At 37.0% G+C, this 13,780-nt stretch carries 14 protein-coding genes and 1 tRNA gene; 5 read left to right on the top strand and 10 right to left on the bottom strand.

Going from position 1 to position 13,780, the window contains the following annotated elements; translation table 11 throughout:
- Nucleotides 1-14 precede the first annotated feature (14 nt).
- The 3 genes from L2B55_RS09860 to rnhA all read right to left on the bottom strand — a co-directional run bounded on the left by L2B55_RS09860 (nt 15) and on the right by rnhA (nt 4,338).
- Nucleotides 15-2,294 (bottom strand): TonB-dependent receptor, encoded by a 2,280-nt coding sequence (locus L2B55_RS09860; protein WP_237844535.1) that lies wholly within the window; start codon nt 2,292-2,294, stop codon nt 15-17.
- Between the two features lie 241 nt (nt 2,295-2,535).
- Complete coding sequence (locus L2B55_RS09855; RefSeq protein WP_237844533.1) at nt 2,536-3,876, bottom strand: MATE family efflux transporter; 1,341 nt, start codon at nt 3,874-3,876, stop codon at nt 2,536-2,538.
- A complete protein-coding gene (rnhA, locus tag L2B55_RS09850) occupies nt 3,877-4,338 on the bottom strand; it encodes a ribonuclease HI (RefSeq protein ID WP_237844531.1) in 462 nt (153 codons plus the stop codon).
- A 180-nt stretch (nt 4,339-4,518) separates the two neighbouring features.
- On the opposite strand from rnhA, the gene L2B55_RS09845 reads away from it, so the two are divergent.
- From L2B55_RS09845 to L2B55_RS09830, 4 genes are all read left to right on the top strand, one after another.
- A tRNA-His gene (locus tag L2B55_RS09845) sits at nt 4,519-4,594 on the top strand.
- Between the two features lie 133 nt (nt 4,595-4,727).
- Entirely contained in the window at nt 4,728-4,991 is a 264-nt protein-coding gene (locus tag L2B55_RS09840) for an ISAon1 family transposase N-terminal region protein (protein WP_237844529.1), read from the top strand.
- A complete protein-coding gene (locus L2B55_RS09835) occupies nt 4,981-5,346 on the top strand; it encodes an ISAon1 family transposase N-terminal region protein (protein ID WP_237844527.1) in 366 nt (121 codons plus the stop codon). The genes L2B55_RS09840 and L2B55_RS09835 overlap by 11 nt, the downstream gene beginning before the upstream one ends.
- Nucleotides 5,324-6,310 carry an ISAon1 family transposase gene (locus tag L2B55_RS09830; RefSeq protein WP_237844525.1) on the top strand — a complete coding sequence of 329 codons (987 nt, stop codon included), beginning with the start codon at nt 5,324-5,326 and terminating at the stop codon, nt 6,308-6,310. The genes L2B55_RS09835 and L2B55_RS09830 overlap by 23 nt, the downstream gene beginning before the upstream one ends.
- 209 nt (nt 6,311-6,519) lie before the next feature.
- Here the strand turns inward: L2B55_RS09830 and rplT are convergent, their stop codons facing one another.
- The 4 genes from rplT to thrS all read right to left on the bottom strand — a co-directional run bounded on the left by rplT (nt 6,520) and on the right by thrS (nt 9,721).
- Entirely contained in the window at nt 6,520-6,864 is a 345-nt protein-coding gene (gene rplT / locus L2B55_RS09825; protein ID WP_237844523.1) for a 50S ribosomal protein L20, read from the bottom strand.
- A gap of 116 nt (nt 6,865-6,980) precedes the next feature.
- On the bottom strand, nt 6,981-7,181 hold the full coding sequence (rpmI, locus tag L2B55_RS09820; RefSeq protein WP_237844521.1) for a 50S ribosomal protein L35: 201 nt from the start codon (nt 7,179-7,181) through the stop codon (nt 6,981-6,983).
- Nucleotides 7,182-7,209: 28 nt separating this feature from the next.
- The gene (gene infC, locus L2B55_RS09815) at nt 7,210-7,737 is read right to left on the bottom strand and encodes a translation initiation factor IF-3 (protein ID WP_237844519.1); all 528 of its coding nucleotides are present in this window, start codon (nt 7,735-7,737) and stop codon (nt 7,210-7,212) included.
- A 58-nt stretch (nt 7,738-7,795) separates the two neighbouring features.
- Entirely contained in the window at nt 7,796-9,721 is a 1,926-nt protein-coding gene (gene thrS, locus L2B55_RS09810) for a threonine--tRNA ligase (RefSeq protein ID WP_237844517.1), read from the bottom strand.
- Nucleotides 9,722-9,928: 207 nt separating this feature from the next.
- Here thrS and L2B55_RS09805 point away from each other — a divergent pair, with 207 nt between their 5' ends.
- Entirely contained in the window at nt 9,929-11,905 is a 1,977-nt protein-coding gene (locus tag L2B55_RS09805) for a response regulator (RefSeq protein ID WP_237844515.1), read from the top strand.
- Between the two features lie 12 nt (nt 11,906-11,917).
- Here the strand turns inward: L2B55_RS09805 and L2B55_RS09800 are convergent, their stop codons facing one another.
- The 3 genes from L2B55_RS09800 to L2B55_RS09790 all read right to left on the bottom strand — a co-directional run bounded on the left by L2B55_RS09800 (nt 11,918) and on the right by L2B55_RS09790 (nt 13,779).
- Nucleotides 11,918-12,553: a phosphatase PAP2 family protein gene (locus L2B55_RS09800; protein WP_237844513.1), complete on the bottom strand. Its 636-nt coding sequence runs from the start codon at nt 12,551-12,553 to the stop codon at nt 11,918-11,920.
- Between the two features lie 69 nt (nt 12,554-12,622).
- Nucleotides 12,623-13,027 (bottom strand): DoxX family protein, encoded by a 405-nt coding sequence (locus L2B55_RS09795; protein WP_237844511.1) that lies wholly within the window; start codon nt 13,025-13,027, stop codon nt 12,623-12,625.
- A gap of 32 nt (nt 13,028-13,059) precedes the next feature.
- Nucleotides 13,060-13,779 carry a (Fe-S)-binding protein gene (locus L2B55_RS09790; protein WP_237844510.1) on the bottom strand — a complete coding sequence of 240 codons (720 nt, stop codon included), beginning with the start codon at nt 13,777-13,779 and terminating at the stop codon, nt 13,060-13,062.
- Between the last annotated feature and the right edge of the window lies 1 nt (nt 13,780).

The following is a 13,780-nucleotide window of genomic DNA, read 5'->3' as shown; positions in this document are numbered from 1 at the left end:
GACTTTTATTTTATTTATTTAATTGTGTATCTGATTCCTAAAAACGCTTTTATACCTTGCAACGGAGCATAATTATAAGACGGATCAAAAGCATAACCATAAGGATTCGTTATCGGATTGGGTGTACCATTTTGGAGATAATACTTTCCTCCTGGCCTATCAAACGGATCATCCGGGTGTAGAATTGGATCTTTAGGAACAAAATTAAGCAAGTTTTTGCACCCTCCGTAGATCTCTAATCCATTTTCCATTTTTTTAACAAGCTGCAAATTCATCAAATTGTACATTGGTGATTTTGCCGAACGATAATCATTAGGTACTACAGGAAGATACATTGGCCCGTTTACTTTGCCAGTAATATCAATAGATAGTTGCCAAGGATTTATAGTATAGCTTATAGCATAAGTTCCTGAAATTTTGGGTGCAAATAATTGAGGTGCCCTTACTTTGTTATTACTTTGATCCACATTCGTTTGATAAACATCCATGTAAGTTGCTCCAAGCATAAATTTAAGTCCATTTGTAAAACTTAAATCCGTATTTAATGTAATACCTTTTGAAACAGCATAACCATTTAAGTTGTCATAGATAATTTTATTAGGGTCGGTTAAGAAATCACCTGTAATTTTATTGGTAAAATAGGTATAAAAAACACTGCCGTCTAAACCAATAAATCCACTTTTATGATTAATGATTGTTGAATAATTAAGATTCACATTCCATGAACGTTCAGGTAATAGGTTATTCTTAATTTGAACTTCACGGGCACCGGTTAATGCAGCATGGTCTTCAGTAAATAAGTTAACAACGCGGTAGCCATTTCCGGTACTTAGACGGAAGGTATTACGATTGTTAGGTGAATATTTGAAACTTAACCGCGGAGTAAAAATGCTACCATGTTCATTGTGATGATCATATCGTAAACCGGCCAAAATGCTTAGTTTTTCACTGGATTTCCATTCATCCTGGATAAAAATCCCGGGTAAAAAGGATTTTGACGGAGCGTTAATGCCACTGAGTCCTTTGGTTCCGGTTGTATTATCATCGTAATAAGTGTAACGGAGTGGTAGCCCTGAAAGAAGTTCATGTTTGCCAAATGTTTTCGACCATCGTAATTGCATAAAAGCTACCTGCTGATTAGCATAGAACTTAGTGGTACCGTAATAAGAGTCTTGCAAATGATAATTGTACGAATAATCCAAAATGAAATGCCTGGGGAGTTCAATATTTCCCAATAGCTCAAAGCGATTAGTTTTTATTGATTCACCGTAAATACTGTCACTCCCTCGAAAGACTTCACTCCAGTTAGTTTCTCCACCCCATCTGTTTTCATAAACGTAGCGTGTTGCTAAATTAGCAGAGCGGTTGGATTTTAATGGAATGGTCCATTTGTTAAAAATTGAAGCACGGTTCTGCAAAGTTACATCTGTAAAACTGTCATTATTCTCATCATATCTACCGGAATAATTAAAATAATTGAGCCCGATAAGAGTACTTGCTTTCCCCACCTTTAACTTGGTTGCAATATCTGCATTGTACTCTCCATACCCAGTACCCGATAAATCGGTATTTAATTTAGGTGATGACTGAGGGTCTTTGGTGATAATGTTAACCAAACCACCCACCGCTTCAGAACCATAAAGTGTAGAAGCAGGCCCCTTAACAACCTCTATCCGTTTAACCATGCTATTGGGTATTCCAGAAAGCCCATATACAGTAGCTAAGCTACTTACAATTGGCATCCCGTCTATCAAAATCATGGTATATGGACCTTCCATTCCATTTATATGAATATCTCCGGTATTGCATACGTTACAGTTCAATTGAGGCTGAACACCATTAATCATTCCCAATGATTCAAAAATGCTTGGAGTAGGATTTTTCTTAAATAATGCAGGTGTATAAACCTCAACTGGAATTGGGGATTTTAACTTCGATACTTCTTTCATTGTACCGCTTACCACTACTTCATCCAACATTTTAGAAGTAATGGGGCTTAATTCAATATTTAGCGTAATAGTATCATTTGGTTTTAGATTGATTTCTTTAACAACCTCTTCGTACTCAAATAAATTAAAGTATAATTTTTGTTTCCCTACAGGAAGGTCAGGAATTAAATAGTTCCCGTTGGCATCGGAAAAATATGCATTATTAAGCCCCAAAACATTGATTTGGACTCCTTCTAAGGATTTTTTATTTGATTTAACAACACCCCTAATGCAAGCTTTTTGAGCAAATAAAACTGAAGAGCTCAAGATCAGGATAGAAGTGATTAAGTAAATGTGTTTATTCATTCTGTGAAAGACCAATAATTTGTTTACGCAAATGTAAATAAATTATTGGTTCGACTAAAATATAAATTTAGATTAGTCTAAAAATAAAATTGAACACATAAGTCTTTACAACATACCCATCAAAGTTTAAGGGTCACCATTTAACTTAATTTATTAGTAAAGAATGGGGAATGACATAACGTACGATTATATTAATGGCAGTTATGAATTGTTAGTAAGCTAACATTCGACTATCACATCTTTATGCTAGATACTTTGATTTAAATTTCCAGATAGAGCCTAAGCAGCGATATAGCATGAAAAGTGTAAACGCAGCCCATATACCATAAAGCTTCATATCTAAATAATCGAACACCCAAAGTGATGGAATAAATGCCAAAAAGGTAGAGCCAATCAATAAATTTCGGAGGAATACAGCCTCTCCCAAACCTTTAAAAATAGCGTCGTATGAAAAAGCTAAAGCATTAATTGGGAGCATCAATATAAGTATCCAAAAAGTTTGGTAAAACACTTTTAAAACACTGGGATCACTTGTAAACACCTTCCCAATAAGGAAGTAACCTATACCACATACGGCCATAATAAATAGAGCTATACCCACAACAATTTTAGACAAATCAATCCCCAAAAGCCATAACTTTTTAAAGTCCTTAGATCCTAATAATTTTCCAGATATTGCATTTCCGGCATTACCGTAACCATCAATTACAAAGGCAATAAACAAAAAGAGGTTGGCAATGATAGCATGAGCAGCTATGTATTGCTTACCATATCCTGTTGCGTATCTATTTGCCAGATAGAACGAAAAGTTTAGTGCAGCTGCCCTGAAAAACAAATTAACACTTAAACGTATTAAATGAAACAACTCAGGATGAACAATACGACCTGGTATTAATTTGAATGGCGTTTTAGTAATAAAGAAATAAAGTGCTACCAAAAACATAAGCACCTGTGTAATTAAACTGGCATATGCAGCCCCTTCAATGTTCATTGGTTGAATAATACCTCCCACCCCAAACACAAGAACAATATCAAGGAAGATATGTAAAACCCCTCCAAATAAGCCAATATACATTGACCAGAGTGTATTTTGCAACCCTCGGAATACTCCATAAAGGGTAAACGTAATTAAACTGAATGGAAAGCCCCAAACCCTTATTTTAAAGTAATCAACGGCGTAACTTAGTATTTTACCATCGGCATTATATAGTTTAAATATGTCAACGGTAAAATATTTGGTTACCAATGTAACTGTAGAACTAAGTAATAAGCTAAAAATAAACGTTTGTACAACCAGGCTATCCAGTTCGTGCAAACGCTTAGTTCCTAAATATCTCGAAACAATGGAAGAGATAGCTGAACTGGTTTGAGCCAAAATCCATGTCATTGCAGCAATTAATGAACTGGCAACACCAACCGCCGCAATAATTTCTGTTTTATCAAAGGGGATGCGGCCAACAATAACCAAATCAGTGAGGGATAATACGGGCTCTACTACACCAGCTAGTAAAGCAGGAATAGCTAAGCGATTAATTTCTCGAAAACTAATTTTATCAGCTACAGAATTGATATTTGCTTTCAACTAAAGAGAGAGTTTTTCGTCACGTTCAAAAATAGTATCAATAAACTGTGGATTTTTTGCTGCTGCAACAGCCAGCTCATCACAACGTTCATTTTCCGGATGACCAGCATGCCCTCGTATCCATTGGAATTTAACTTGGTGTTTACGATAAATCCTTAGAAAGCGCTCCCATAAATCAGGGTTCTTTTTGTCCTTATACCCTTTCTTCTGCCAGCCAAATACCCATCCTTTTTCTACTGCATCAACTACATATTTTGAATCAGAGAAAATAAGCACCTGTTGATTGTCGGCTTTAAGTGCTTCCAAACCCACAATCACAGCTAACAACTCCATACGGTTATTGGTAGTTTTACGAAATCCTGCAGATAGTTCCTTGTAGTGTTTACCTGAACGAAGAATCACTCCATATCCGCCAGGACCGGGATTACCGCTTGATGCCCCATCGGTAAATATTTCAATCATGTATTAAATTTGGCTGCAAAAATAAAAGGAATAATCAATTTTGAGTGAATGAAAAAATACCAGAAAATTAAAGTAACTCATTACATGGGATTTAGGAATAACATTAAAAAAAATCCTATTAATATTTTGGATAAATAAATCTGATTGCTACTTTTGCAGTCCCAAAACAAACAAACACACGGTGGATGTAGCTCAGTAGGTTAGAGCACCAGATTGTGGTTCTGGGGGTCGCCGGTTCGAGCCCGGTCTTCCACCCGAAATTAATGGCAGCCTCAAAGGCTGCTTTTTTCGTTATAGCTCCCATCAAAACAATCACGGATCAAGGGATCAAGTACAAAAGTTGGGGAGTAGGGAATAAAAGTTCATTTTTGTGCATCCTAAAAAACACCATGCACGAGTCCTATAAAGCCCTGATCCCACTGATCCTTCCTGAATCCATTGAGGAATATTTTGAATTAACCGAGGTGGAGAAAAAAGACGCCGCTATCCATATCTATTTAAAGGAAGTCAACAAGACCCCTGAAGAGTATTCGGCAAACAAATTGCACTCCAAAGGCTTTTTTGAGCCCATCACTTTGCAGGATTTTCCGGATCAAGCGGAATTGTTGGGGGAGAATGAAAAAACTATTTCCTTTGCAACTTATGCAAGGTGAAGATTTCAGTTTAATCCAATTAATACTTCCTAGCGGGATCCTGGATTATTTTATCATTTCCAAGGTTGCTCACTCGGAGAAAGCAATTCATATTCATTTAAAGGAAAAGAATGAAGTACCGGATGAATTCCGTCATGAACGTTTAATTTCCAAAGGTTTTTTTGATGAAATTCAGGTGCAGGATTTCCCCATTCGCGGCAAAGCGGTCTATTTGTTGATCAAGCGTCGAAGATGGATCAATGAAAGTACCGGAAATACCGTGTTCCGCAATTGGGAACACGTTGCCAAAGGAACGCGAATGACCAAGGAATTCGCGGCTTTTTTAAAAGTTATTGCTCGACACCAAGCCCGTTAGCTGTAAAAGCCTGGGAGATTATTATCATGTGGATGGAAAGCTTTTAGAGGAACAATATGTTCATTTTTTAAGCGATTATATGACCTGGGATCAGCGGGAACACGCCGAAGAATGGATGTTGTTTGAAGAGAACCTGGGGGAATACATCAGTATTGATGAAACGGCCCTGTCCCAAGGAGAACTGTACACGGTCATTACCAATAAGGCTGCCAAAGGCAAAAAGGGGGCTTTAATAGCCATGGTAAAAGGCACCAAGAGTGAGGATGTCAGGAAGGTTCTGGAACGCATATCGGCTCGAAAAAGAAACAACGTCAAGGAAGTGACCCTGGACATGGCCCCTACCATGGAACGGATTGCCAAGCATTCATTTCCTAAAGCAAGTTTGGTAACCGACCGCTTTCATGTACAAAAACTGGCATATGAGGCCGTTCAGGACATGCGGATTCAATATCGTTGGCAAGCCATTGAACAAGAAAATAAGGAAATCGAACTGGGAAAGGAAACAGGAATGCGGTACATCCCCGAAGTGCTGGACAACGGCGATACCATCAAACAGTTGCTTGCCAGAAGCCGGTATCTCTTATTCAAACCGGAAAGCAAATGGACGCCCACCCAAAGGAGACGAGCTGAACTTTTATTCGAAAGATACCCTGATTTAGAAAGAGCCTATGAACTGGCCCTTCAGCTTGGAAGGGTTTTCCATTCCACCAAAGACAAAGGGCTGGGCTTTACAAGGCTTGCCCAATGGTACGATAAAGCGGAGAAAGCCGGATTTAAGTCATTCCAAACGATAGCCAGGTCCATACAATCCCACTATTTAACCATCCTGAATTACTTTGACAACCGAAGCACCAATGCTTCAGCCGAGTCATTTAATGCCAAGATCAAAGCCTTCAGATCTGCCTTTAGAGGCGTCAGAAACAACAGCTTCTTTCTTTTTAGATTATCGAATATTTATGCTTAAAAATTTATCCCCCCAGATTTTCCGCTTGATCCACAATCACTTCAAAAAACATAATAGACTATTCTATTTTCTTCAGAGGAAGGGTTGATTCTGATTCTTGCAAACGAATAAGAATTAACCATGATGAATTTAAAAAAGCACAGCAGCTTAACATAAAAAATAAAAGGCCGTCTTTTTGAGACGGCCTTTATAGTAATTTTAAACTTGACTTATTTCACAGCGTCAACAACTGCTTTGAAAGCTTCAGGGTTGTTCATAGCTAAGTCAGCTAAAACCTTACGGTTTAAACCGATGTTTTTAGTATGAATTTTACCCATGAAGGCAGAATATGACAAGCCATGCTGACGAACACCAGCGTTGATACGCTGAATCCATAATGCACGGAATTCGCGTTTTTTAACTTTTCTATCGCGGTAAGCATATTGCAAACCTTTTTCTACGGTGTTTTTTGCAATGGTAAACACCTTACTTCTTGAACCCCAGTAGCCCTTGGCTAGCTTAAGGATTTTTTTTCTGCGACGGCGAGCCGCAACAACGTTAACCGATCTTGGCATTTTTTACGTTTTTTAGTAGTCAGCGTCCTTGTGGGAACTTATGAACCGATTTCAATCGGGTCGTGCTGAATCCCTGGTTAATTAATTAATTTGATAACTCTCTGTTGATAAGATAATTATTTACCAATACAAAGCATTCGTTTAACGTTACCCATATCAGCTTTATCAACTAAAGCAGCTTGAGTAAGGTTACGCTTTTGTTTTGTGGTTTTTTTGGTCAAAATGTGGCTTTTGAAAGCACATTTTCTTTTAATCTTACCGGTTCCAGTTAGGCTAAAACGTTTTTTAGCGCTGGAGTTGGTTTTCAACTTAGGCATTACTCGTCTTTATTTATTTAGTTTAAAATTATTTCTTATTCTTCGGAGCAACGATTAAGAACATACGCTTACCTTCTAATTTAGGCAGTTGTTCTACCTTTCCTACTTCCTCTAAAGCTTGCGCAAATTTCAACAAAAGTATCTCACCTTGTTCTTTATAAACAATGGCACGCCCTTTAAAGTGAACGTAAGAACGCACTTTTTCACCTGCCTCAAGGAATTTAATAGCATGTTTTAACTTAAACTCAAAATCGTGGTCATCAGTATTCGGTCCGAAACGAATCTCTTTGATAACTGTTTTTTGAGCATTGGCTTTAATTTCCTTTTGTTTTTTCTTTTGTTCGTAGATGAATTTATTATAGTCAACTACTCGACAAACAGGTGGCTCAGCATTAGGCGAAATTTCAACCAAATCCAAACCCAACTCCTCAGCAATTTCCATCGCCTTTGCCAATGGATACACACCTTGTTCAACATTCTCACCTACCATACGAACGGTATCTACACCGCGAATAAATTCGTTTATTCTGTGTTCTGCCTGTTTTTTGGTTGGCATAGGCCGCGGTCCACGTGGACCTCTGCCAAAACTTTGCTGTGCTATAGTAACCTCCTAATTAAATTGCTGTTTCATTTTTAATTAATTCGACAAACTGATTGATGTTCAGCGAGCCTAAATCTCCGGCTCCGTGACGACGAACTGAAACTGTATTTTCTTCCTGCTCTTTTTCGCCAACAATCAGCATATAAGGAATCTTTTTAATCTCGGCATCTCTAATCTTCTTACCGATCTTTTCATCCCTATTATCGATCAAGCCGCGAATATCGTAAATATTTAAATCTTCTGAAAGTTTTTTTGCATAATCAGCATATTTTTCACTGATAGGCAAAATAATGTATTGCTCTGGTGTTAACCACAATGGGAAATTTCCAGCGCAATGCTCAATCAGTACGGCAACAAAGCGTTCCATCGACCCAAATGGAGCTCTGTGAATCATTACCGGGCGATGCTTTAGGTTATCGCTTCCTGTATATTCCAGCTGAAAACGTTCTGGTAAGTTATAATCAACCTGGATAGTTCCTAATTGCCATTTCCGACCCAATGCATCTTTCACCATGAAATCAAGCTTCGGCCCATAAAATGCAGCCTCTCCCAATTCCACAACAGTTTTTAAGCCCTTCTCAGCTGCAGCTTCAACAATAGCCGCTTCTGCACGCTCCCAGTTGTCATCAGAGCCAATGTATTTATCCTTATTTTCCGGATCTCTCAATGATACTTGCGCTATATAGTCTTCAAAACCTAATGCTTTGAAAACATACAACACCAGATCAATTACTTTTTCAAATTCTTCTTTTACCTGATCAGGACGACAGAATAAATGCGCATCATCTTGAGTAAACCCACGAACGCGTGTCAACCCATGTAATTCTCCACTTTGTTCATAACGGTATACCGTACCAAACTCTGCATAACGTACCGGCAGATCCTTATAAGAACGAGGTTTGGACTTATAAATCTCGCAGTGATGCGGGCAATTCATTGGTTTTAAGAAGAACTCTTCATCTTCATTTGGGGTACGAATTGGCTGGAAAGAATCCTTACCATATTTTTCATAGTGCCCTGAAGTTATATAAAGTTCTTTTTGGGCAATATGAGGGGTAATCACTTGTTCATAACCTGCTTTAACCTGAGCCTTGGATAAAAACTGAATTAAACGCTCTCGCAAAGCCGCACCTTTAGGCAACCATAAAGGCAAACCCACTCCTACTTTCTCCGAAAAGGTGAACAACTCTAACTCTTTGCCCAACTTACGATGATCACGTTTTTTGGCCTCTTCAATTAAAGTCAAATACTCTGTTAATTCACTTGCTTTAGGGAAGGTAACCGCATAAACACGGGTTAACTGTTTATTCTTTTCGTCGCCACGCCAGTAAGCTCCTGCAACACTCATTAATTTAGCTGCTTTGATAAAGCCGGTATTAGGAATATGAGGGCCTTTACAAAGATCAGTAAAGTTACCTTGCTGATAGAACGTAATATTTCCATCCTCAAGACCATCAATTAGCTCCAGCTTATATTGATCGCCTTTTTCGGTGAAGTACTTAGTTGCATCATTTTTTGATACATCAGAACGTTTATATTCCTCTTTGGTTTTAGCAAGTTCTATCATTTTCTTCTCAACTTGTTCAAAGTTGTCAGAAGAAAATTGATGATTACCAAAATCAATATCGTAGTAAAATCCGGTTTCAATTGCCGGACCGATACCTAATTTTATTCCAGGATATAACGCTTCCAATGCTTCAGCCATTAAATGCGCTGAAGAATGCCAAAAGGTGGATTTACCTCCCTGATCATTCCATGTTAATAATTTAATGGTCGAATCATTGTCAATAGGACGAGTAGCATCCCAAATTTCACCATTAACTTCGGCAGCCAAAACATTACGGGCCAATCCTTCACTAATGGATTGAGCTATCTGTAAGCTGGTTACCCCTTGTTCAAATTCGCGGACTGAGCCGTCGGGAAGTGTGATTTTAATCATTAGATCTTTCTTAATTTACCTACAAACGTAATTTTTGAAGCAAGGCAAATTTAACTTTTCATTACCGTAATCAGAAAATAATTAGCCGGTATTATTATAGCAAAAAACCAATTTTGACTTTTTGGCAGAAAATTTGCGCTATTGAAACAGATACGCTCCTATAACCCAATTCTTTCTTAATTTACATTATCCAAAAACCAGCCGGTTATGAGCCAATTAACCTTTCCGCAATTTGATATAGAAAGAATCATGATTGCAAAACCAAAGTTACTCAGCAATTCGCAAAAGGAGGTTTTGGATCAAATTCCGTTCGCAATTTATGATGTTGATGAATTGGGCATTTGTCACTATGTAAACTCTGAATGTGAACGATTGACTGGTTATCCAAAGCATGCATTATTGTTCAATAATTGGCGCAATATTATTCATCCCGATGATTTGACTTACGTATTATCAACCTTATCATCCAGTGCACAAAAAAAGACAGATTATAATTTATCGTACAGAATAATACATCCTACCGGTCATATTAAATATATACATAATGATATGCGTATGGTGGCCGAATCAATCAGCGGACGAGTACATTATTTAGGAACAGCAACAGACATTACAGATCAAAAAACAACAGAGGAGAAAATAAGAAGAAACGATGCGCAATTACAGGCCCTTATACGTTCCCTAAATGATATAGTTTTTGAAATAAACGATCAGCTTGAGTATGAAAATGTTTGGGTGAATGATGAATCCATCTTATTTACATCTCGAGAACAAATATTACATAAAAAAATTAGCGAAGCCGTGCCCAATGAATTTGGTCGTAGAATGGAGTCAATGGCTAAGCATGTACTTGATTCAGGCGAAACAATTAACTGTGAATATCCGACCCACCATCATGGACAAAATTTATGGTATAATGCTAAAATCTCATTAATCCATGATGATGTTCAACAATCAAAACGTTTATTGATTACCATACAAGACATAACAATACAGAAAAACTTTGAGAAAGAGCTAATCAGGGCAAAAGAAGCAGCTGAGCAAGCAGCAAAAGCAAAAGAAGAGTTTTTATCCGTAATGAGTCATGAAATTCGTACTCCAATTAACTCAGTTATTGGAATTGCTCATTTGTTACTTGATGAATATAATGATACCGCACAGCATGAGTCACTGATGATCTTAAAATCCTCCGCGGAAAATTTATTGGGTTTAGTCAATGAAATTCTTGATTTCAACAAAATAGAAACCGGTAAAATCGAACTGGAAAAAGTTAGTTTTAACCTTAACGAATTAATAAAGAATGCATCAAAACCCTTTGATTTAAAAGCGAAAGAAAAAAACATTTATTTCGAGGTATTTGTTGACGAAAAAATACCGGGAGTTCTTATTGGAGACCCTATTCGAATTAATCAAATTTTAAATAATCTATTAGGCAATGCTTTAAAATTCACAATTGAAGGCGCTGTAAAATTAAATGTAAGAGTGCTTTGTGAAACAGAAAATGAAGTCGATATTCAATTTGATATTTGCGATACAGGAATTGGAATTGCAGAAGCTGATCTTGAACGAATTTTTGAAAGCTTTACGCAAGCAGAATCATCAACTACGAGAAAATTTGGAGGCTCAGGTTTGGGCTTAGCTATCACCAAACGCTTATTGTTACTTCACAACAGCCAAATAAGCGTTAACAGTAAGCTTAATGAAGGGTCTGTTTTTAGTTTTAACATAAAATTCCAGAAACTTTATTATGCACTATCTCAACCAACCGGCCAATCCAGAAATATATCTAAAGTTTACAATTTACAAGGAATGAAAGTTTTATTAGTAGAAGACAACCAAATGAATGCCTTGGTTGGACGTCGTTTTTTAACCAAATGGAATATAGAAGTTGATATGGCTGAAAACGGTTTGATTGCAGTAAACAAGTGCAGGGACCAACATTATGATATGATTATAATGGATTTACAAATGCCTGAAATGGATGGATTTCAAGCAAGCAGAGAAATCCGGAAATTTAATCCCAATATTCCGATTATTGCTTTTACAGCTGATGTAATGCCCCATATAACTGAAAAAATTAAACAATGTGGCATGAACGATTACTTATCCAAGCCCTTTATGCCGGATATCCTCTTCAATAAGATTTCTAAATATTATAGTGCCAATAATGCTATAATCAAATAACCAAAGTACCTTTTAGTTATCAATCAAGTAAGGCTCGGGATCCACATGTCTATGATTGTGGTTCTTACTTAATATTTTTTGTCCAACGTGACTTAAATAGGCAGAGGATGCTCCCACTAAGGCTCCAGCCAATACATCGCTGGGATAATGCACACCTAAATAGCAACGAGAATAACCAACCAATGTTGCCCATGTATATACAGGTACAATAACCTGCCATTTGGGATAACTAAGACTTAATGAGGTAGCGGTTGCAAAAGCTGCAGAAGTATGACCTGATGGGAAAGAGTAATTCCCTTGTACACTGGCAGGGGTAATAAACGGATAGCTTTCATAAGGCCTATTTCTATGGACGATACTTTTCAAAGAATATGTAATTCCTTCCGAAACAGCTAAGGAAACACCCATTTTTAAGGCAGCTTGTTTTTGACTATTATCTTTAGAAATCACTCCTGAAATAAACAATCCGGCAGGGAGTGCAATGCAAATTGGACCAGCGGTATTAGTAATAAATGTAAGCCCTTTTTGTTCTATTGGATTTCTGTGTTCTTGTAACTCCAGCAAAGTCTCAACATCAACATTTTGAGCAATAGAAAATCCTGAAATCAATACAAACAAAAAAATAAGTATTGAAACTTTTATATACATGGTGCTGTTTTTCCAAAATTAGCAATTAACTAAACACCAATCAATTTCGATACTTATTTTACTTGAATATTATTTCAAATTGGCATCAATAGAATATTTACCAGGTCCAGTAAAAAATAAGGTTCCAAAGGCTACCAAATAAAGTAATGACATTTCCTTTGTTGCTAATGAATCTGCTTTTTGAACTATAAAAAAAGCAACGCCCATTGTTATAATTAGAAAGATAACTGCCAATCTACTGGCAAGCCCCATTACTAATAATATTGAACAGAAAACCTCCGCAAATATTGCAGCTAGCAATGAGTATTTCGATCCAATCTTTAATATATCAGGAAATTTGGAGGCATATTTAGAAAAGTTCATCAATTTGGGTAAACCATGCAATAAAAACATGCATATACCAAAGCCTGCTCTAAATAAGAGCAAACCCAAATCGAGAGCTATAGGTTTTACTGAAAACAAAAATTTCTTCATTAGTTTATGTTAAATTATGGATGTACCTAAGTCTACCAGCCGCTTGCAAGTACGTCGGCTATATGCATGGTTCTTATTGGCAGATCATTTTTCTCAATGTAACCTTGCAGATGCATTAGACAGGAAGTATCAGTTGAGATAATATAATTGGCACCTGTTGCAAGTGCATTGTTTATTTTTTGTTCGGCCATCGCCGATGAAATGGCTTCAAACTTAACAGAGAATGTTCCACCAAAACCACAACAAACCTCCACATCATTCATCTCAACTAACTCTAACCCCTCTACATTTTTCAACAACTTACGTGGTTCATTTTTAATTTTACATTCTCTTAAAGCTCCGCATGAATCATGATAAACAGCTTTTCCGGGTAGCTTCGCTCCTACTTCTTCCTTCTTTAACACATTAACTATAAAATCGGAAAGTTCATAAATCGAATTTTGAACTGCCCTACATTTATTATGAGAAAGCGCATTGGTAAATAAATCATTATAGTAATTCTTCACCATACCTACACAAGATCCAGAAGGCCCAACAATGTAGTTTTGAGCTGTAAAATCATCTAAAAATTTGCTTCCTACTTCTTTAGCTTCATCCCAAAAACCCGAGTTAAAGGCTGGCTGACCGCAACATGTTTGATTATCATTATAAGAAACCTTGCATCCCAGTTTTTCTAAAACTTTTATTGTGTTAAAGGCAGTTTCGGGATGTATTTGATCAATAAAACAAGGTATAAAGAGCTCAACTTTCATT

It is taken from the genome of Solitalea lacus (assembly GCF_022014595.1).
Classification (GTDB): Bacteria; Bacteroidota; Bacteroidia; order Sphingobacteriales; family Sphingobacteriaceae; genus Solitalea; species Solitalea lacus.
This window is presented reverse-complemented; position numbering and strand designations above follow the sequence as displayed.